Source organism: Propionispora vibrioides (assembly GCF_900110485.1).
In the GTDB taxonomy this organism is placed as follows: Bacteria; Bacillota; Negativicutes; order Propionisporales; family Propionisporaceae; genus Propionispora; species Propionispora vibrioides.
In genome coordinates this window covers 1-21480 of the sequence record NZ_FODY01000002.1, presented here as the reverse complement: position 1 = coordinate 21480, position 21480 = coordinate 1, and the positions used below count along the sequence as shown (strand labels likewise).

Sequence of the window (21480 nt, the reverse complement as noted above, 5' to 3'; positions counted from 1 at the left end):
TTAATTGCCAGTTGCGGGTGATAGATGGCCGGCAGCCATCTTGTCGAGAAACCAGGTTATTTGGCCTTGCACAGGCTGCACTTGCTGTACGGGTAAGGCGGCCTGGTTATTTTTCTTATCAAGCACTGCTTCGATGACCGGTGCTTTGTCCTGGCCTGTAACGAGAAACAAAATGGCGGCGGACCGGTTGATGACCGGAAAGGTAAGCGTGATTCTGTCCGGTCCCGTTCCCTGCGGCCGGCAGGGACAAACCCAGCGATTGGTTTCAGCCAGGGCAGCCGTGCCGGGAAAGAGCGAAGCGGTGTGGCCGTCCGCTCCCAGGCCAAGCAGCATAAGATCAAACCGTGGCCCAGCACCAAAGAAGGTGCGAAGCGTGGTCTCATAGAGACTTGCCGACTCGCCGGCGGAAGCGGCGAAGGGAATGGGAAAGAGATTGGCTGGCGGAATAGGCACATGATCGAGCAGGGCTTCATGGGTCATTTTCTGATTGCTGAGCGGGTCGGTGGGCGCCACATAACGCTCATCACCCCAAAAGAGAAATACTTTCTCCCAGGCGATTTGGTCGCGCCAGGGCTGTTTGGCCAGCTCTTCATACAATCGCCGCGGCGTAGAGCCGCCGGATAAGGCAGCGCAGAAAGAGCCTTTGCTTTGCATAGCGGCGGCCGCTGCTTCAGCGAACAGGCCGGCGGCGGCGACCGCTACACTTGTTGGGTCGTCAAAAATCCGAATCAAGCAGCATCATCCTCTCTTTAGTTCGGCGCAGACCGGCGGCAGCCAGGTCCGGCGATCCTGGGCAATCAGGTGCTCAGCCTCCGGCGGGCCCCATTGACCGGGCTGGTAGTTGGGAAAATTCAATTCCTGGTTAGAACGCCAGACTTCCAGAATAGGGTCAAGTACCCGCCAGGCTGCTTCCACCTGATCGGCCCGCATAAACAGGCCGGGATCATCCCGCAGAATATCAACCAGCAAGGTTTCGTAGGCATCGGGTGAAGGCGTTTTAAACACATCGTGATAGCAGTACTGCATATCGACCTGTTTTAACTTCATGCCCAGTCCCGGTTCTTTAGCCAGTGTCCGGAGTACAATGCCCTCATTGGGTTCTATTTGGATGACCAGCCGGTTCGGCTGGAACAATTGAGTGTTAAGATGGGAGAAGGGATGGTGCGGCACCGGTCTAAACTGCAGTGAAATTTCCGAGACGCGGGCCGGCATCCGTTTGCCTGTCCGTAGATAAAAGGGGACTCCCTGCCAGCGCCAGTTATCGATGAACAGCTTTAATGCAGCGAAGGTTTCCGTATTGGACGAAGCGCGGACACCTGTTTCCGCCCGGTAGGAGGGGACCGACTCGCCTTCCACCAGTCCACCGCCATACTGACCCCGCACGGCAAAGCGGGGTACTTCCTCCCGGGAAATCAGACGGATAGCGTGCATCACGTCGACCTTCTTGTTGCGAATTTCATCGGCGTCAAAGGAGGTTGGCGGCTCCATCGCCATAAAGCATAAAAGCTGCAACAGGTGATTTTGCATCATGTCCCTGAGAGCCCCGGCCGATTCATAATAACCGCCGCGGCGGCCGATACCGATCTGCTCTGCCACGGTGATTTGGATATGGTCAATAAAGTTGCGGTTCCAGATCGGCTCCCAAACCGCGTTGCCAAACCGGAAGGCCAGGATGTTTTGTACCGTTTCTTTTCCCAGATAGTGGTCAATACGATAAATCTGATGTTCTCTAAAGACCTGAGTCAGCTCTTGATTCAGTTTCTGGGCGGATTTTAAATCATGGCCGAAGGGTTTTTCGATGACGATACGGTAACGGGAATCCCCGCGCAGCAGGTCAAAGTTGCCTAACTGGCTGATAATTTCCGGGAATAAATTAGGTGGTGTGGCCAGATAAAAGATCAGATTAGGTGGCGTGCTCCAGCTAGTCTCGTCAAGCTCCAGCAATTTTTGATACAGGGAGGGATCGTTGTATTCGGCCTGCAGGTAATGCACATTGCCGGCAAAGGCAGACCACTCTTTTTCTTTAGGGGTGCCGCGGCGGGAAAACTTTTCGACGCCCGAACGCAGGTGGGTTCGGAACTCATCGTCGTTGAAGGGGGTGCGGGATACGCCCACGATAGAATACTGAGCGGGCAGGTAATCGTCTAAAAACAAATTGTAAAGTGCCGGTACCACTTTACGGGCGGTAAGATCGCCAGAGGCCCCGAAGATGACAATCACGGCGGGGTCCGGTTTTATTCCATAGGTCATTATACTCAACTCCTTTGCCTCATAGATTCCCGGCCAATGTTGCCTGTCGGGAAGATAAAACAGGTGGGATAACACAGCAAATATTTTCCTTTGATGAAAATATCGTAACATGAAAGCTGGCAAAATACAATTTTCCTTCCCTATATTTTATAGTTTGGCTGGTGTTTTATTCCCTGTCATCGGGCGTTGCTGTCAGGATTTTAACTGGAAGGCTATGCCAGAGACTAAGGCGTAGTGTATAATAAATTGTGGGAATATTAAAAATTATTGCAGGGCGGGGTGCTGGCGGTGGAGCGGCTCCATAGCTTTATCAGCGGCAAGAGTATCCGGTTCAAATTGCTGCTCTATTTTATGACTTTGATTTTACTGCCAATCATTACACTGGGTGTTCTTGGCAATTTTTTATACAGCCGGTCGATCGAAGAGCAGACCAATGTCCAAACCGAGCAGATGATCGGGCAGGTAACACGTAACGTGGAATTTTATATTCACGATATGGAAAATATCATCCATTATTTGTCCCAAGAACCGAAGGTGAAACAGTTTTTGCTGAGTAAGCCAAGCGGGGATAATGTTGCCCTGGAACTGGCCGTCAGCCGGGTGATTGAAACATTTACCGGCGTTCATCCCGAAATTGCGGGAATTTTGATTGTCAATGAACAGGATGCCTATATCAGCAATGAAATGTACCGCATTGCCCGCGATCCGCTGACTGAAGAGATCTGGTACAAGCGGGCGGCTGCTTCGCCGCGTACGATTGAGCTATTCAGCAAGCCGATTGGCCGGAATATTACGACAACGCTGAACTACAGTGCCGATGATGTGGTATCTATCGCCAAGGCTGTCTTGGACCCGGCCACCGGTAAATGCCTGGGAGTTATTCTGATTGATATGAAGCTGTCTATCCTTAAGCAGGTCATTGAAGCCGTCACACTGGGAAAGAACGGTTTCCTTTATATCATGGACGCTAACGGCGGCATCGTATACGCGCCGGTAAATCCTATCGTTTACCGGGTCAAGCCCGACTGGCTAATCAATCCGGCAGGTAGCATCGTAAAATCCATCCGGGACAGTGAATATCAAATTATGTATAAGGATTCGGAATATACCAAATGGCGGACGGTGGGCGTGTTTTCCCTGAATGAGACGCTGCAGGAGGTCACCGATATCCGGTATTATTCCCTGCTGATTGCCGGAATCACGCTCATTTTTGCTGTCATTACGGCACTTTTCTTTACGTCGTCTATCGTAAAACCGCTTGGCAAACTGCGCAGTCTGATGAAAAGCGCCGAGGAAGGCGACCTAAGTGTGCGGTTTAACAGTAAGTACAATGATGAAATCGGTCAATTGGGCAGAAGCTTTAATAATATGATCAGTGAGATCAGTAATTTGATTGACATGGTCTATGTGGAGCAAAAGCGTAAGCGGGAAGCCGAGCTGAAAACGCTGCAGGCGCAAATTAAACCACACTTTTTATATAATACGCTGGATACAATTCAGTGGATGGCCCAGGGGCATAATGCCCAGGATATTGTCAGCATTGTCGGCGCCTTGGCTAATTTGTTCCGTATCGGTCTCAGCAAAGGAAAGGAAATGATTCCGGTACAGGAAGAGCTGGAACATATCAGGAGTTATTTGATTATCCAAAAGGCCCGTTATGAAGACAAACTGGAGTATGAGCTCGTGTACGACGAAGCCGTTTTGCAGCATAAGGTGCTGAAGCTGATTTTGCAACCCCTGGTGGAAAACGCCATCTATCACGGTATCAATTCCCGCCGGGGCGGCGGCCTGATTAGGCTGGAGGCCCAAATAGCCAACGGCCGGCTCTTGTTTACTATTGCCGATAACGGAATGGGACTTTCCCCGGCAAAGATGCAGGAAATCAATGAACTATTGTCCGGGGGAGAGCGGGAGTCCAGCGGGCTGGGTTTTGGCATTTACAATGTAAACGAACGCATCCGCCTGTCATTCGGACCGGAGTACGGACTGCGTTATTACAGCGTGTACGGCGAGGGAACGCAAGTGGAAGTATGGCATCCGCTGTTAGATGAGGTGAGTGTATGTGGAAAGTCTTAATCGCCGATGATGAGCCTAAAATTCGCCGAGGGCTTAGAAACCTGGTAGACTGGCCGGGAATGGGGATGGAGGTGGCTGGTGAGGCCGAGGACGGCGAAATGGCCCTGGAGCAGGCCCGGCTCCTTCGGCCGGATATCGTTCTGGTCGATATCTGCATGCCTTTTGTGAACGGTCTGCAATTTATCGAACAGTTGAAAGCCGTGGCGGTCGATTGTGTAGTGATTGTCATTACCGGCCATGATGAATTTTCTTACGCTCAGCAGGCCTTGAAGCTTCGGGTATTCGACTATTTGCTGAAACCCGTTGCCAAGGACCAGCTGATCGCTGTTTTGGAGCAGGCCGGGCAGGAAGCCAGCCGGTCAAGGTCGCAGCATAAGTATCTGAATTGGGCCAGCCGGGAAACCCAGAAGAACCTGCCATTGCTCCGGGAACGGTTTTATAATGACTGGGTGCAAGGTAAACTGCCGTCCGGTCAATTGGCCGAGCAACTGGATTTTCTGGAAATCGTGCTGCCGGAGCAGGCGGGCATGTTGCTGCTGAAGGTGGTGGGAGCCTGCCAGCGAGAAGCATTGCCGCGCGCCTGGGATAAGGAGATGCTGCTGTTTGCCGTTCAGAATGTCTTAATGGATTTGTGGCCGGCTGACAGGGACAAAATGATTTTCCGCGATGGCCGCGATGCGATAGTGGCGATCTGTCCGCTGACGGGACTGGCCGAGTGGTATCAGTGGAGTGAACAGGTGCAGCAAACGCTGGAAAGGAGTTTAAATCAACTGGTCGTTGTTTGTCAGCAACCGCTGACCGATTGGGGGGAAAGCGTTGCTGCCGTATACCAACGCCTTACGGCCGAACTGAACAAACGGCTCAATTGCACGCCGGTGGTGCTGATTTCTCAAAAGTTTATCGACACCTATTATTATAAAGAAGATTTGTCGCTTCAGGATGTGGCCAAAGCCGTCCAGATCAGTCCGGCCTATTTAAGCCGGTTGCTAAAGCAGGAGACCGGCATATCCTTTATTGATTATCTGACCGGTGTAAGGGTGCAAAAGGCCATTCAACTGATGAACGATCCGGCGGTCAAGCTGTATGAAGTAGCAGAACTGGTGGGATATTCCAATCAGCATTATTTTAGCACGGCCTTTAAAAAGGTGCTGGGGGTGTCACCGGCGGAATACCGGAAAAGAGGGATTCATGCGTGAACAGGCATGGGAAAAATAACAGGATAACAGCGATTGCTGTGCTTATGATTCTGCTGCTTTCCTTATTGCCGGCCGGCTGCCGGGATGGGGCGGACCAGGTGGCGGGCGGGGATAAAGTAAAATATTTGATTGGCGTGTCGCAGGCAAACCTGATTGAGCCCTGGCGGATTCTGATGAATGAGGAAATCAAGGACGAAGCTGTAAACCATAAAGATTTGCGCCTGATCTTTACCGATGCTGTGCAGAGCAGCAACAAACAAATTAAGGATGTGGAGGAGCTGTTAGCCCAGGGGATCGACTTATTGATCATATCGCCCAATGATTCGGCGGCGCTGACACCGATTGTAGCCGAAGCCTATAAAAAAATCCCGGTTATTGTATTGGACCGGGCGGTGGAGGGATATGACTATACCCTGTACATTGGGCCCGATAATGTTCTGATCGGACGGGATGCAGGCAAGTTGGTCGCTGAGTTGCTGCAAAAGCAAGGCGGCAACGTCATTGAGATTCAGGGACTGTCCGGTTCACCGCCGGTACGGGACCGGAGTGAGGGCTTCCGGGAAGTGGTTGGCAGTACAGGACACATCAATATTCTGGACACCATTATTGCCGACTGGCAGCGAGATAAGGCCGAAGATAAGCTGGCCGAGTTGATTCCCCGTTATCCCCGGATTGACGTGATTTTCGCTCAAAACGACTATATGGCGTTAGGGGCCTACCGGGCAACCCGGAAGCTGGGACGAAAGGATGTCAAGGTGGTTGGCATTGACGGATTTGCCGGACCGACCGGTGGGTTGAAGCTGGTGGAGGAGGGGATTTTGGAAGGAACGTTTACCTGTCCTACCGGTGGCCGGGAAGCCGTGCAATACGCCATTGCTATTTTAAATCATGAACGGGGCATTCCCAAGAAGATTATTCTGCGCAGCAACAAGATGACCCGGGAGACGATACCGGAATATCTGCAGGCCAGGGAAGGCCGGCAAGGAAATGTAAGCCGGACTGGCGGCAGGATTGTGGTCGGATTTTCCCAGGTAGGCGCCGAGAGCGGCTGGCGTATTGCCAATTCGGAATCGATAAAGCAGGCGGCCAAGGATGAAGGGATTGAACTGCTGTTTGTCGAGGCTGATCAGCGTCAGGAAAAACAAATAGAAACCATCCGTTCGTTCATTGAACAGAAAGTGGACGTGATTGCCTTTGCTCCGGTGGTTGCCACCGGTTGGGAGGGCATCTTAAAAGAGGCTAAGGCAGCTGGCATTCCTGTCATCTTATCGGACCGGGCGGTGGAAGGGGTGGACCCTTCGCTATACACCACGTTTATCGGTGGTGATTTTGTGGAAGAGGGCAGGCGGGCGGCCCGTTGGCTGGCGGCAAAGACTAAGGGCTGGCCGACGGTAAATATTGTGGAGTTGGAGGGCACGATCGGGTCGGCACCGGCCATTGACCGGAAGAAAGGCTTTGACGAGATTAGTAAAGATCATCCGGCCTTTAAGGTGCTTTATTCGGCAAGCGGTGATTTTACCGAGGTGCAGGGAAAAGAGGCTATGCAGGCGGCTTTGGCAATCTATGGCGGTGATATCCAGGTGGTCTATGCTCATAATGACGATATGGCTTTAGGCGCTATTCAAGCGATTGAAGAATTTGGTTTAAAGCCGGGCCGGGATATTCTGGTTGTGTCGATCGACGCTACCAGAGCCGCCTTTAAGGCCATGCTGGAGGGAAAACTGAACTGTGCGGTTGAATGTACGCCGCTGTTAGGGCCGCAGCTTATGCAGGCGGTAAAATGGCATATGGCCGGGCGGCAACTGCCCATCCGGATTATTACTTCCGAAGAAGTATTCCCGTCTGAACTGGCTGCCCAGGAATACAGCAGCCGCCGTTACTAGGATGAAGGCATTGGCAGCCTTACGTTGATTCGTTCTATAGTTGGCTGGTCTTCTGTTTATGGCAAAGGGGCTGTTGCACTAAAAGTGTAATAGCCTTGTTTAGTTCCCTGTTTGGCCTTTTCCGGAAAACTACGTTCCGCAGGATGAAAAATTGCCGGCTTACGTTAAGAAATCCGCGCTGTGCCCTTTGGGTATTTGTTTGAGCGAAGCGAGTTTACGGATTTTAGTAAGCCGGCAATTTTTCACATGATCAGAATAGATTTTCTGATCATAAGTAAGAACGACTAAGGCTTGTGTCTTCTCTTTAGGGACTCGACACAAGCCAAGTCTTTTCTTAAGTTTTTTGGAGGACAGGCCTAGACTTTTGGGTCCCTTTGTGGCAATGACAAAGGGACGACAAGCTATTTCTCCATACATACGGGCTGTTTAAATAAGCAAAATCATTTTGCAACAGCTTCTTTTTCTTTTTATCAAGTAAACCGCTGCCGCTCAGCAGGAGTTTTTTATTGAGACAGTTAGTTTGTGCAAAAAAACATACAAAATGACTGATTATTCTAAATACAGCAACCCATCTCTTTTCTATAATAAAAGCAAGACAAGTCACAAGGGAGGGGTTATATCGTATGTTTACCTGGAAAAAAGGAGTGGCGCTGGTCAGCATGGTGCTGCTGGGGCTAAGTCTGGCCGCCTGTGGTTCACAACCGAGTGCGACCAATCAGCCGGCTAAGGACAAAAAACTGGTGGTCGGCTTTGCCCAAATCGGGGCGGAAAGCGAATGGCGGACGGCAGAAACCAATTCGATCAAAGAAACGGCTGAAAAGCTGGGGGTCGATCTGAAGTTTTCCGATGCACAGCAAAAGCAGGAAAATCAGATAAAGGCGATCCGTTCGTTTATTGCTCAGAAGGTTGATGTCATCGCCCTGGCGCCGGTAGTAGAGTCAGGCTGGGAAACAGTGTTCAAGGAAGCAAAGGATGCTAAAATTCCAATTATTTTAGTGGACCGCGGCGCCAAAGTAGATGAATCTCTCTATACAACCTTTATTGGTTCCGACTTTATTCAGGAAGGTAAAAATGCTGCAGCGGAAATGGCCAAACTTCTGAATAATAAGGGTAATATTGTGGAACTGCAGGGAACGGTCGGCGCTTCGGCTGCCAACGACCGGAAAAAAGGCTTTGAAGAAGGACTGCAAGCCTTCCCGGACATGAAGATTATTAAATCCCAGTCCGGTGATTTTACCCGGGCTAAAGGCAAAGAAGTTATGGAAGCTTTCCTCAAATCTGACGGCAAGAACATTCAGGCCGTATATGCCCATAATGACGACATGGCCATTGGCGCTATTCAGGCTATTGAAGAATATGGCCTGAAACCGGGCGTGGACATTAAAGTGGTATCGATCGACGGCGTCAAAGGCATCTTTGAAGCTATGGCGGCAGGCAAAGCCAATGTAACGGTGGAATGCAACCCGCTGCTGGGACCGCAACTGTTTGACGCAGCGAAAAAACTGGCTGCCGGCGAAAAAGTAGAACGCTGGATAAAAACCGAAGAGGGTATCTTCCGGGCTGATACGGCAAAAGAAGTATTGCCGACCCGCAAATATTAATAGGTAAAGATCACTCCGGTTCCGCGCATACGGAAATATCGGGAGACTGCCGGACCGGCAGTTTCCCGGAGGAGTGATTTTTTATTAAGGAGACATTATGTATGCATGAGGCAAAGCCCTTATTAACCATGCGTGGCATAGGCAAGACCTTCCCCGGCGTAAAAGCGCTGGCCGGCGTTGACTTTACGCTGAATGCCGGTGAAATACATGCGCTGATGGGGGAAAACGGTGCCGGCAAATCAACCCTGATTAAAGTGCTGACCGGTGTGGAAAGTCTGGATGCCGGCGAGATCATGCTTGGCGGTTCCCGCATACTGGCCCGCAATCCGCTGCATGCCCAGCAATTGGGCATCAGTACGGTCTATCAGGAGGTCAATCTCTGCCCCAACCTATCGGTGGCAGAAAACATATTTATCGGCCGGGAACCGATGAAATTCGGTCGGATTGACTGGGATACAGTCAGGGAACGGGCGGAATTACTGCTGGCAAAGCTGAACCTTTCCATTGATGTCATCCAGACGCTTGACCGCTATTCGGTGGCTATTCAGCAGATGGTTGCCATTGCCCGGGCGCTTGACATTTCGGCGCAGGTTCTGATTCTGGATGAACCTACCTCGAGTCTGGACGCTCAGGAGGTTGCAAAGCTGTTTGAAGTGATGCGCAATTTAAAAAAGACTGGTATGGGCATTATTTTTGTTACTCATTTTTTAGATCAGGTATATGAAATTACCGACCGGATCACTGTACTGCGCAATGGTCAACTGGTGGGGGAATTTGAAACGGAAGCGTTGCCACGGGTGCAGTTGGTAGCCAAGATGATTGGCAAAGAATTTGATACCCTGGGGCAGGTAGCGCCGAAAGCGGCAAACGAGGCGAGGCAGGACGCTTTTGTCAAAGTCCGGCAACGGGGTTGTAAAGGGAAAATTCATCCCTTCGATCTGGATGTCCACAGCGGTGAAGTATTGGGGCTGGCCGGATTGTTGGGGTCCGGCCGCACGGAGACTGCCCGGGTGCTGTTTGGCATTGACCGGGCGGACAGTGGTGAATTATACATTGATAACATTCCTGTCACGCTGGCATCGTCAAGGGATGCCGTACAGTACGGGTTTGGTTTTTGCCCGGAAGACCGCAAGCAGGAGGGTATCATTGATGCCTTGACAGTGAGAGAAAATATGATTCTTGCCCTGCAGGCCAAACGGGGCTGGCACCGATATCTTACCCGCCAGCAGCAGGAGCAGATAGTCGATAAATATATAAAATTGCTAAATATCAGCACACCGGGCAGTCAGCAATTGATCAAAAACTTAAGCGGTGGCAATCAGCAGAAAGTACTGCTGGCTCGCTGGCTGTTGACCGAACCGCGGCTGTTAATTTTGGATGAGCCTACCCGTGGTATCGATGTCGGTACCAAGACGGAAATTCAAAAGCTGATTGTCAAGCTGGCCGGTGAGGGAATGGCGGTCTTGTTTATTTCTTCCGAGTTGGATGAAATGCTGCGCTGCTGCCATCGTATGGCGGTCTTTCGGGACCGGTTGAAAATTGCGGAACTGGCCGGCGATGAACTGACGGAAAGCATGGTTATGCAGACCATAGCAGGGGTGCAATCATATGGATAAAATAAACACATTGTATGGGAAGGTCTCAAAATCTCAGCTTTTTTGGCCGCTGGTTGCCCTGGGGTTTGTGCTCCTTTTTAACTTTTTCTTCACACCCGGTTTTCTAAGGCTGGAAATCAAGGATGGCCATTTATTTGGCAGCTTGATCGATATTCTTAACCGGGCGGCGCCACTCATGCTGTTAGCTATTGGGATGACGCTGGTCATTGCCACCAAGGGTATTGATATATCGGTTGGATCGGTGATTGCCATCGCCGGGGCGGTTGCTGCCACCTTAATTGGCGGGAAACTGGTGTTTGTCGACGGTGTACAGCAATATGTGACCTTGGTGCCCTTTCCGCTGGCTATCGGTCTCACCCTGCTGACGGCATTGCTGCTGGGGGCCTGGAACGGTCTGATGGTGGCCAGACTTGGCATCCAGCCCATTGTGGCAACCTTGATTTTGCTGGTGGCCGGCCGGGGGATGGCGCAGCTGTTAACCGAAGGACAAATTATTACCATTTATTATAAACCATTTCACTATATCGGCGGCGGTTACTTGCTGGGGTTACCCTTTTCGATTTGGATTGTGGCCGCCGTACTGGGGTTAGCTATGTATGCGGTGCGCAAAACTGCCCTGGGTCTGTTTATTGCCGCTGTGGGGATTAATCCAACTGCCAGCCGATTTTCCGGGCTGCAGGTAAAAAATATCATTTTCGCCGTGTACGTGTTCTGCGGCTTATGTGCCGGCATCGCCGGTATGATAATCAGTTCCAACGTGAAGTGCGCCGACAGTAATAATGCCGGATTATTTATTGAAATGGATGCGATTTTGGCCGTAGCCTTAGGGGGTAATTCACTAAATGGCGGCCGGTTTTCGATTTGGGGCAGTGTAATTGGCGCCCTGGTTATTCAAAGTATTACCACAACTATTTACGCGATCGGTGTTCCGCCGGAGGTTACACTGGTGGTGAAATCCTTGGTTGTTATTATCATCTGCCTCATACAATCGGAAGCGTTTCAAACCATCGTGTTTGGAAAATTGAATAAAACAGGAGGGGTTGTGCATGAAAAAGCTGCACTTAAACAATAAATACATAACTCCCCTGATCACAACGTTGCTGTTTATTTTATTGTTTACGGCCGGTTCGGTGACCTATCGGGGCTTTTTCTCGCTGCAGGTATTTCTTAACTTATTCATCGATAATTCTTTTCTGATTATCACCGCTATCGGTATGACCTTCGTACTGATCAGTGGCGGCATTGACATTTCGGTGGGCGCCGTCATTGCCTTGGTCTGCATGCTGTCGGCCTATCTGGTGGAAATCAGGCAGGTTAGTCCGTGGCTCGTCATTCCGCTGATGCTGGCCATGGGAGCGCTGTTCGGTGTTACAATGGGCAGCATCATCCACTTCTTTCGCATCCAGCCGTTTATTGTAACGCTGGCCGGTATGTTTTTTGCGCGCGGCCTGTGTTATATCATCAGCACCGAAACAATTACGATTAGCGATCCCTTTTATCAGCTGATGTCCCAGTACCGCATTCCGCTGCCATTTGATACCTTCATTTCGTTAAGTGTGGTCATCGCTTTGGTCACCTTGCTGGCTGCTTTATATCTGGCGAATTTCACTAAGTTCGGCCGGACGGTGTATGCTATCGGCGGTGGTGAACATTCCGCCCTGCTGATGGGCTTGCCGGTAGCAAAAACCAAAATTCTGGTCTATACGCTGAATGGTTTTTGCTCGGCTCTGGCCGGTGTGGTATTCAGCTTCTATATGCTGAGCGGTTATGGCCTGCATTGTGTGGGTCTGGAAATGGATGCTATTGCCTCGGCGGTCATTGGCGGCACACCGCTTACCGGTGGTGTGGGTTTTTTGAGCGGGACCTTATTTGGGGTATTAATTCAGGGAATCATCCAGACATTGATTATGTTTGAGGGGACGCTCAGTTCATGGTGGACTAAGATCGCGGTTGCTTGTCTGTTGTTTGTTTTTATCGTATTGCAACGGATTGTCATTATTCGTAAGGAAGCAAAAAAGAATCTTGTAAGCAATGAATAATTGGCGGGAGGAATTGTGATGGGAAAGCAGCCGGTTTCCATAAAAGAAATAGAGTATGGTCAGGTTGGCCGATGCCTTCAGGTGGATAATGGGACCGTTGATTTTGTCGCTACGCTGGATTGCGGGCCGCGGATTATCCGGTTTGGCTTTAGCGGGCAGCATAACGAATTTTGCGAGCAGGATGGCGCGGTAAGGACCTACGACGGGCAGTATTGGCAGCCAAGAGGCGGGCATCGGTTATGGCACAGTCCGGAACATATGCCACGGACGTATATAGCCGATAACAGCCCACTGACCTACTGTGTGCTGGAAGACGGTGTGATTTTGACCCAGCCCGTGGAGCCTTGGGTGCAAATACAAAAAGAAATGGAAATAAAGCTGACAGGAGCGAAGCAGGTTACAGTCATTAACCGGCTGACCAATAAAAATGCTTGGCCGGTAAAATTGGCGGTGTGGGGATTAACGGTGATGGCTCCCGGCGGATTGGAAATCGTTCCTCAGCCGGACCGGGATACAGGTTTGCTGGGCAATCGGCTGATCGCTCTGTGGCCGTATACCAAAATGACAGATCCCCGGGTACACTGGGGTGACCGTTACATTACCGTACAACAGGACGCGGCGGCTACGGTACCGTTTAAATTCGGTATTGATAATCAAGCCGGCTGGGCCGCCTATATCAACAAGGGGCATGTGTTTATCAAGCGCTATGCTCATCAACTGGGTGCGGAGTATCCTGACTTTGGCGTTTCCTACGAAACCTATACCAATGAACTCATGCTGGAAATGGAGACGCTGTCGCCGCTGACCCTGCTTAATCCAGATGAAATAATAGAACACCGGGAGGTTTGGGAACTGTTTGTCACGGATGAGGTACCTGAGGATGAAGCAGGTATCTGTGAACTTATCAAAGCTATCTCCTCCTATCCATAGATTCTCCTATACGGAAAGTCAGCCCGGCTATGTGCTGGGCTGATTTTCCGTATAGGAGACAAAAAAAGGGATAAATGGCTTACAAGATCTAATGGATTGACAAAGTATGGAAACTAAATGTAATATGTAAATATGTTATGAGAAATAGTGTCGGATAGTCGGATAATTCAAGCTATCTGCCGCTCGAATAGCAGACGAGGAGGGGTATTATGTCAATAAAAACGAAAACGGTGATTTTGCTGGTAATTTCGCTTGTCCTGGTTGGCGTTATCATAGCCGGTTCGGGCATGTATGTTTTGTATCGCCAGATGATGGGCAGTACGGAGCTTACGATGCACAACCAGTCGGTGCAACTGGCGGGACAGGTTTCCGATTTGTTTACTTCGTTTGAGGAAAGCGGCAAAAAATACAGTGAAGACAATGATTTGCGGTCAGGAGACGCAGCACGTATTCAGACTAAATTGGTGGCGTTGCAGAATGCTTCCTGGGGAATAGACCGGTTAAATTATCTTGACGCGGCAGGCAATCGGCTGGCCATAGCTCCTTATGATGCCAAGGTCGTTGGTGACAGTCTGGCTGACCGCCAATTTTTTAAAGATACAATAGCTGACCAAAAAGCACATATCAGTGATATTATTACCAACCGGGTAAATGGAGCGTCGTCCATTATTATAACGCAGCCGGTAAAAAGTGCTGCCGGTCAGTTGCAGGGGATGATTTTACAGGCTCTTGATCTGGAGACGCTGCAGCATTTTCTGTCGGTGGTTAAGGTGGGAGAAAGTGGTGTGGTGGCTGTTGTGGCACAGGATGGCACTATTATTGCCCATAGCAATAAAGACAGGGTAAAGCAGCAGATTGCCGCCGAGCTGTTGGAGCGGTTAAAGGCTAATACAGGAAAATTAATTAACTATAAGGATTTAGCCGGGCGAGATTCGATGGCCATATTTACTCCTATTGAGAAAACGCCATGGTTTATCATTACCACGTTGCCGGTAGGTGAAATCAACAATGGTTTTTATACCAGCCTGCAATGGATGCTGGCCGGACTGCTGGTGGGCATTCTGCTGGTTAGCGCCGTTGGCTGGCGTTATTTGCTGGTAACTCTGCGGCCGCTGGGGGCCTTGGTTACTCAGGCCGCACGGATTGCCGACGGGGATTTGACTGTGGCACCCCTGCAAATTTCATCAAGCGATGAAGTGGGGCAATTGGCCCAAAGCTTTGCCGATATGACGCAAAAGCTGCGAACGATTATGCGCCATGTGGCCGATACTACAGTACAGGTTGCTTCTTCCGCCGAACAGCTGACGGCCAGTGCCGATCAGTCGGCGCAGGCAGCCAATCAGGTGGCGGCATCGGTTACCTCGACCAGCGAGGGGATTGAGCGCCAGACGACAGGACTATCGCAGGTGGTGGGGTTAATCGAAAATATTGCCGCCGGTTCGCAGCAAGGGGAGCAGGCTACCCGGGAAGCGGCGCAGGCAGCCGGAGAAGCCGTGGCGGCTACGGTGGCGGGCAGTAAGGCTGTGGAAAACGCTTCTAGCCAGATGGATCATATTCAGCAAACGGTGGAGGATTCGGCCAGGGTGGTTGCCGAGTTGGGGACAAGTTCCCAGGAGATTGGGATGATTGTGGAAACGATAGCAGGTATTGCGGGCCAGACTAATTTGCTGGCTTTAAATGCCGCGATTGAAGCGGCGCGGGCTGGTGAGCAGGGACGGGGTTTCGCCGTTGTGGCCGAGGAAGTGCGTAAGCTTGCTGAACAGTCACAGGAAGCGGCTAAACAAATTTCCGGATTGATTGGCGATATTCAGGTAAAAACCGGGCAGGCGGTGGCTGCTATGGCCAGCGGTACAGAGGAGGCCAAGAAAGGGACAGAAGTGGTGCAGACTGCGGGAGATGCTTTTAATGCGATTGAGGGCCATGTAAAGGCGGTAGCCGGGATCATCAATCAGGTGGCCGATGGCCTGATCACTGCGGCCCAGGATGGGGAGCAGGCTGCCAGTGCCGCCCGTGAGGTGGACCAGGTCGGTAAGGAGCTTACCGATCAGGCGCAGAATATATCGGCGGCAACGGAAGAGCAATCGGCATCGGTGGAGGAAATCGCCTCTTCCAGTCAGGAATTGGCCAGATTAGCTGATGAATTGCGAAAGGCGGTCAGCCAGTTTAAAATTTAAAAGCTGCTCTTGCAGCATGTAGTGATGACACACTCTATTGTGCGGCTTTGTTCTGTGCAGTAGAGTGTGCTTTTGTTCGAAAAATTGGCTGGCAGTAAAATCTTATAATTGGTGCTTTAAAAGGAGGTTTGAACTGTTACAATGGTAATTGGAGGGTACCAATCCAGTTATATAAAGGGTGATAAGATGTGTATCCAGCTCAACCGTCAGGCCGAGACGCCGATTTATTTACAAATTAAGAATCAAATACGGGATATGATTGTTGCCGAAGTGCTGCCGGAGGACTTTCTATTGCCGCCGGAGCGAAGTCTGGCGCGGACTTTGGGTGTGAATCGCAGTACGGTGATGAAAGCATATCAGGAGCTTAAGGCCGATGGTTTAATTGTATCGCATGTCGGCCAAGGAACGGTTGTTGTCCCACAGGTATTTAAGCCGTCAATGCCAAGGGAGAGGCAGGTAAGGGAGCTTCCCTGGTATCAATTTTTTAATGAAAATATTACGACCAATAGTGAACACCTCATCAGTGATATTATGTCGTTAACTAATTGTGATAAGGTGATTTCCTTTGCCGGCGGGTTTCCCGACCCGACTTTATTCCCTATGGAGCAGTTGGAGGCATTGCAGGGAGAGCTTTTTAAAACCGCCCAATGCATGTTGTATTCTCATAGTCCGGTAGAGGGGAATCCGGCGCTGCGGGAAAGCATTTGTCAATTGCTGGCCAGGCGCCAGATGACGGTTCCCTCAAGAGAAATCGGTATTCTTTCCGGTTCTCAGCAAGGCCTTGATTTTGTTGCAAGGATATTTATCAATCCAGGGGATACAGTAGTCGTTGAAGAACCCAGCTTTTTTGGGGCGATTCAGATCTTTCGCTCCGCCGGGGCCAGGGTGATCGGGGTGCCGATTGACAAAGAAGGGATTCGTACCGACATGCTGGAAGCCTTGCTGATTCGCCATAAACCCAAGTTTATCTACACGCTGCCGACCTTCCAGAATCCTTCCGGCGTTACGATGACTATGGCCCGGCGCAGTCAAGTATTAACCTTGGCCTATCAATATCAGGTGCCTGTGGTAGAAGACGACCCTTATGGAGAGTTACCTTTTGAGGGAGTCTCGCTGCCACCCTTAAAAGCATTGGACCGGCATGGTTATGTTATCTATCTGAGTACTTTTTCAAAAGTGTTATTTTTGGGTTTGCGGGTTGGCTGGGTGGTTGCTGCGCCGGCCATTATTAGCAAGTTTGCCCATCTAAAACAATTAACCGACCTTCATGTAAATACTCCCAGCCAATTGTTATTGGATCAGTATATCCGTAGCGGTCTTTATGAGAAGCACCTGCTATTGCTGCGGCAAGAATATGCCGCCAAGCGGGATTGTATGCTGGCGGCACTGGAAAAATACCGGGTCCCCGGTGTCAGTTGGGAAAAGCCGGCTGGTGGCTACTATATTTGGTGCCGCCTTCCCAAACAGATAAGCCGCCATAAGCTGGTGGCTAACGCGGCCCGGCGGGGTGTTATTTTTCTGCCCGGCGAGGTCTGCTATCCTGACGGGACACAGGGGGAAAGCTTTGCCCGCCTTAACTATACTTTTGCTCAGCCGGAGGAAATACAAAAAGGAATTAATCAGCTCATGCAGGCGGTACAGGAAAGTATGCAGCTTGTGGAGGAACCGGAGTGGGATATGGGAAGTTACATAAGGCCTATTGTATAAGGGCAATCGCGAATTTTAGCCATATTAGAGAGGGGAAGCGACATGCATAATATATTAGCCCGGCGGGCGAGTCAGGTGAAAGCTTCGGAAATACGGGAAATTTTAAAGGTAACAGAAAACAGTGATATCATTTCCTTTGCCGGGGGATTGCCGGCGCCGGAACTGTTTCCGGTGGAAGAAATGAAGATCGTGTGCCAGGCTATTTTGGCTGAAGACGGCATGAAGGCTTTGCAGTACAGTACAACCGAAGGTTATAAGCCACTGCGGGAAATGATTGCCGGCAGGATGAGGGCTTTGGGCATTGCCGCGTAAAGCGAGGATATTTTGATAACGACCGGCTCACAGCAAGGCCTTGACCTCAGCGGTAAAGTCCTGCTTGATGAGGGGGATGGTGTTATTTGCGAAAGCCCTACGTATCTTGCGGCTATCAATGCCTTTAAGGTGTACTCGCCGAATTTTATTGAGATTGCCATGGATGAACAGGGAATGCGGATGGACGAATTGGAAACCGCCCTGGAACATAATCACCGGATAAAATGCATTTACACGATCCCGGATTTTCAAAATCCTACCGGCCGGACGATGAGTCTGGAGCGGCGGAAAAAGCTGATCGAGTTGGCCAACCGGTTTGAGGTTATGGTCATTGAGGACAATCCCTATGGGGAGCTTCGCTTTTCCGGTGACAGGCTGCCGCCGGTCAAGTCTCTTGATACCGAGGGGAGGGTAATTTACCAAAGTACGTTTTCCAAGGTTCTTGCGCCTGGCATCCGGGTGGGCTGGATCTGTGCAGCGCCGGAAATTATGCAAAAATATGTTGTGTTTAAGCAGGGAACGGACTTGCATACCAGTACATTTTCACAAATGCAGGTAAATAAGTTCGTCGAGTTATTCGATCTCGAGGAGCATGTCAGTAAGGTCAGACAGGTCTACCGGCGGCGCCGTGATTGCATGTTGACAGCGATCAGACGGGAGTTCCCGGACTATGTGACTTATACCGAGCCAGAAGGAGGCCTGTTTCTCTGGATTACGCTTCCGGCGGTGATCAATGCCAGGGATGTGTTGCTGTCTTGTTTGCAGCAAAAGGTGGCCTTTGTTCCGGGGGGCGCCTTTTTCCCCAATGGCGGCCATGAGAATACGCTGCGATTAAACTTTTCCAATATGACGGAAACGAGAATTGTTGAAGGAATCGGGCGAATGGCCGGGATATTAAAGGAATGTATGAATACGGTGGCCGAATCGTAGGTAACCACTGAGCAAATGAACCTGTCGGTCTGGCGCGAGATTTTTTCGCCTGGCAAGGAAGTAAAACCGCAGGAATAGCGGCTCACTAGGCTGTGCAGTGTGAATTAATCAGTGGTTACTCTTATCCTTTTGCCGGAAAGTAACGATATAACAGTAAAGCAATCAGAAAAACAAGGAGGTTTTTCTATGTCTATCAGTTCTGTTTCACCGGCAGCGCAGGCCGGCAGTACGACGACCCTGACTGCGAATGGTACGGCGGCAACCGGCGGAGCCGGTACCTCGGCCAGCAGTGCGGCAGCGGCCGGAGCCGCCGCGGTGTATGAAAAATCAACCGATCAGGAGACTTCCGGCAAAACCACTTATACGAGAGATACAGTTACGTTAAGCGAAATCAGCAAGCAGGTGGAGGCCAAACTGGCCACCTTGCGGGCAACGGTCGAAAAGCTGATCACCCGGCAGAGCATCAAAAGCGGGGCAGCAAGCGGTCTGAGTTATGACGATATTATGGAGAAGTATGACGGCAAGCTGAAGGAGTTTTATGACAATCTGGAAGTCGATGATGATACTCGCTTAAAAGCGCAAGAGGACATTTCGGAAGACGGTTTCTGGGGCGTGAAGCAGACGGCTGCCAGAGCGGTGGATTTTGCCAAGGCGTTGGCCGGCGGTGACCGCTCCAAGGTAGATGCGTTGAAACAGGCTATTGAAGAAGGTTATAAGGCGGCTGAAAAGGCCTGGGGCGGTGAACTGCCGGAAGTTTGTCAGAAAACCCAGGCGGCAACCTTGCAAGGGCTCGACGACTGGGCCGCTGAAGAAGCCTCATAAGAAAGCCGGTGCCACTGCCGGGCGGTTAGCTGGTGATTAGGGCAGGAAAGGCGAAGCAGCAATGTATTTTCCTGCTTCGCCTTTTGTGTTTTTATGCATTATAAAAAAAGGATTATTCAAGAATAGACCGAAGTAAAATAATAGGTTAATTTTGTTCCCTGCAGTTTGACAGGCTGGGTAGTGCGAATGCGCGACACCCACCTTTTCATGGGGCTAAATCATACTGGTATGATTTTAATCTGAATAAAGGCGGCTGTTTTTATGAGAAAACCATTATTTATCGGATCAGCAGTAGCTCTGGTTACTCCCTTTACCGACACCGGGGTGGATTATCAAGCGTTGGCGGAATTAATTGAGTTTCAAATTCAAGGCGGTTCCGACGCCATTGTCATATGTGGTACTACCGGCGAAGCCTCCACCATGCCGGACGAAGAACATATTGCTGTCATCAAATATGCTGTGGAGCGGGTGAATAAACGCATTCCGGTTATTGCCGGTACAGGCAGCAACGATACGCGCCATGCCATTGAACTTTCCAAGGAGGCCGAAGCAGTTGGCGCCGACGGTTTGCTTTCCGTAACTCCTTATTACAATAAGGCCACGCAAAAAGGACTTTATGAACACTTCAAAATCATTGCCAACCATGTTCAGGTTCCGGTTATTTTGTATAACGTGCCAAGCCGAACCAATCTCAATCTTAATCCCGATACGATTAAGGCGTTGTCAGAAGTTGAGAATATCATAGCCGTTAAGGAATGTAACCTGGCACAGGTCGGTGATGTGGTCAATTTATGCGGTGCGGATTTCTCCATATATTCCGGTGATGACAATACGGTATTGCCGCTATTATCATTGGGCGGTAAGGGCGTCATTTCCACCATGGCTAATATCATCCCGAAAGATACGCACAACATGGTTATGCGCTTTTTCCAGGGCGATATTACAGGCGCCATTACGCTGCAATTGCAGACCTTGAACCTGATCAAAGCATTGTTCAGCGAGGTAAATCCCATTCCAATTAAGGCGGCTGTTAATTTGCTTGGTTTCCAGGCCGGGCAATGCCGGATGCCGCTGACCGAGCTTAGCGAGTCTAATCTGGAACTGTTACGCCAGGAAATGAGAGCCTACGGCTTGATAAAATAATTCGGTTATAAGACAATAAAAATCAGCACTACACGACTGTGTAGTGCTGATTTTTATTGTCTTATTTGATTTTGTCGATACACAGGTTGACCCGGTAGTTGCCGAATTGCAAAATTTCATCCAGGAAATGATTCAGTTCTGTCTCCGAGCCGACGGACAGCTTGAGCCAATAACAGCCTTCCCCGCTGATCCGGCTTGCCTCCCGGACTGAGTCTTGATTTTTTATAAAAACATGAAAGTTCCGGTGGTTGGTGGTTTTCATAAAGACGGTGACATAGGCGGTTATGGTTTTCCCCAGCTGGGTTTCATCCAGCAGCACGGAGTAGCCCCGGATAATGCCCTCCTTTTCCAAACGGGCAATCCGGCTGGAGACAGCCTGGCCTGTTAAATGAACCAATTCGCCCATATCGCTGAACCGCATTTTACAATTGGTTTTTAATAAGCTGATAATGGCTAAGTCTGTATGATCAAGCATGTTTTTTATAAATCCTCGTATTATAAAGTAGTAGTGATTAGAGCCCCTCTCCAAGGGCTATGTGCTACAATGTTTAGGATGCTGTGGATTGGTTTATTTCTCCTACCACATGATGGTTGCAGAAAGGCTCCAACCACAGCCCTTTGCAGAATTGTTAATCAGTTAGATACCGCCTGACGGTTTATTTAGAACGAGGTTACAAGAGCAGAGGGAGCTGTGGGCCTAAACAGCGTCAAATCATCATACACCGGAGGTATCATTATGGTTTGCGTTGGAATTGATGTGGCGAAGGACAAGCACGACTGCTTTATCCTCCATTCAGAAGG

Annotated in this window: 17 protein-coding genes; 14 read left to right on the top strand and 3 right to left on the bottom strand. The window is 50.2% G+C overall.

What is annotated here, in order from left to right; genetic code table 11:
• Both pgl and zwf read right to left on the bottom strand, forming a co-directional pair.
• Entirely contained in the window at window positions 1-732 is a 732-nt protein-coding gene (gene pgl / locus BMW43_RS02025) for a 6-phosphogluconolactonase (RefSeq protein ID WP_091743738.1), read from the bottom strand.
• A 6-nt stretch (window positions 733-738) separates the two neighbouring features.
• Window positions 739-2250 carry a glucose-6-phosphate dehydrogenase gene (gene zwf, locus BMW43_RS02020; RefSeq protein WP_091743737.1) on the bottom strand — a complete coding sequence of 504 codons (1512 nt, stop codon included), beginning with the start codon at window positions 2248-2250 and terminating at the stop codon, window positions 739-741.
• Between the two features lie 288 nt (window positions 2251-2538).
• On the opposite strand from zwf, the gene BMW43_RS02015 reads away from it, so the two are divergent.
• The 14 genes from BMW43_RS02015 to dapA all read left to right on the top strand — a co-directional run bounded on the left by BMW43_RS02015 (window position 2539) and on the right by dapA (window position 20679).
• The gene (locus BMW43_RS02015; protein ID WP_439331441.1) at window positions 2539-4326 is read left to right on the top strand and encodes a cache domain-containing sensor histidine kinase; all 1788 of its coding nucleotides are present in this window, start codon (window positions 2539-2541) and stop codon (window positions 4324-4326) included.
• The gene (locus tag BMW43_RS02010; protein ID WP_091743736.1) at window positions 4311-5522 is read left to right on the top strand and encodes a response regulator transcription factor; all 1212 of its coding nucleotides are present in this window, start codon (window positions 4311-4313) and stop codon (window positions 5520-5522) included. Before BMW43_RS02015 ends, BMW43_RS02010 begins: the two co-directional genes overlap by 16 nt.
• Window positions 5519-7405 (top strand): substrate-binding domain-containing protein, encoded by a 1887-nt coding sequence (locus tag BMW43_RS02005; protein ID WP_245732187.1) that lies wholly within the window; start codon window positions 5519-5521, stop codon window positions 7403-7405. Before BMW43_RS02010 ends, BMW43_RS02005 begins: the two co-directional genes overlap by 4 nt.
• A 623-nt stretch (window positions 7406-8028) precedes the next feature.
• Entirely contained in the window at window positions 8029-9006 is a 978-nt protein-coding gene (locus BMW43_RS02000) for an ABC transporter substrate-binding protein (protein ID WP_091743735.1), read from the top strand.
• Between the two features lie 101 nt (window positions 9007-9107).
• Complete coding sequence (locus BMW43_RS01995) at window positions 9108-10622, top strand: sugar ABC transporter ATP-binding protein (RefSeq protein ID WP_091743734.1); 1515 nt, start codon at window positions 9108-9110, stop codon at window positions 10620-10622.
• The gene (locus BMW43_RS01990; RefSeq protein WP_091743733.1) at window positions 10615-11694 is read left to right on the top strand and encodes an ABC transporter permease; all 1080 of its coding nucleotides are present in this window, start codon (window positions 10615-10617) and stop codon (window positions 11692-11694) included. Before BMW43_RS01995 ends, BMW43_RS01990 begins: the two co-directional genes overlap by 8 nt.
• A complete protein-coding gene (gene yjfF, locus BMW43_RS01985; protein WP_091743732.1) occupies window positions 11669-12661 on the top strand; it encodes a galactofuranose ABC transporter, permease protein YjfF in 993 nt (330 codons plus the stop codon). The genes BMW43_RS01990 and yjfF overlap by 26 nt, the downstream gene beginning before the upstream one ends.
• An 18-nt stretch (window positions 12662-12679) precedes the next feature.
• Window positions 12680-13591 carry a hypothetical protein gene (locus BMW43_RS01980; RefSeq protein ID WP_091743731.1) on the top strand — a complete coding sequence of 304 codons (912 nt, stop codon included), beginning with the start codon at window positions 12680-12682 and terminating at the stop codon, window positions 13589-13591.
• Window positions 13592-13800: 209 nt separating this feature from the next.
• Window positions 13801-15765, top strand: a complete 1965-nt coding sequence (locus BMW43_RS01975; protein WP_091743730.1) for a methyl-accepting chemotaxis protein — start codon at window positions 13801-13803, stop codon at window positions 15763-15765.
• Between the two features lie 141 nt (window positions 15766-15906).
• On the top strand, window positions 15907-17472 hold the full coding sequence (pdxR, locus tag BMW43_RS01970; protein ID WP_091743729.1) for a MocR-like pyridoxine biosynthesis transcription factor PdxR: 1566 nt from the start codon (window positions 15907-15909) through the stop codon (window positions 17470-17472).
• A 42-nt stretch (window positions 17473-17514) separates the two neighbouring features.
• Window positions 17515-17784, top strand: a complete 270-nt coding sequence (locus BMW43_RS21460; RefSeq protein ID WP_245732186.1) for a hypothetical protein — start codon at window positions 17515-17517, stop codon at window positions 17782-17784.
• Between the two features lie 12 nt (window positions 17785-17796).
• On the top strand, window positions 17797-18714 hold the full coding sequence (locus BMW43_RS01965; RefSeq protein WP_245732185.1) for an aminotransferase-like domain-containing protein: 918 nt from the start codon (window positions 17797-17799) through the stop codon (window positions 18712-18714).
• 186 nt (window positions 18715-18900) lie between these two features.
• Window positions 18901-19536, top strand: coding sequence for a hypothetical protein (locus BMW43_RS01960; RefSeq protein ID WP_091743728.1), 636 nt, complete (start codon window positions 18901-18903; stop codon window positions 19534-19536).
• A gap of 261 nt (window positions 19537-19797) precedes the next feature.
• On the top strand, window positions 19798-20679 hold the full coding sequence (gene dapA / locus BMW43_RS01955) for a 4-hydroxy-tetrahydrodipicolinate synthase (RefSeq protein ID WP_091743727.1): 882 nt from the start codon (window positions 19798-19800) through the stop codon (window positions 20677-20679).
• A 61-nt stretch (window positions 20680-20740) separates the two neighbouring features.
• Here dapA and BMW43_RS01950 read toward each other — a convergent pair whose 3' ends face one another.
• A complete protein-coding gene (locus BMW43_RS01950; protein ID WP_091743726.1) occupies window positions 20741-21154 on the bottom strand; it encodes an Lrp/AsnC family transcriptional regulator in 414 nt (137 codons plus the stop codon).
• Window positions 21155-21480: the final 326 nt, after the last annotated feature.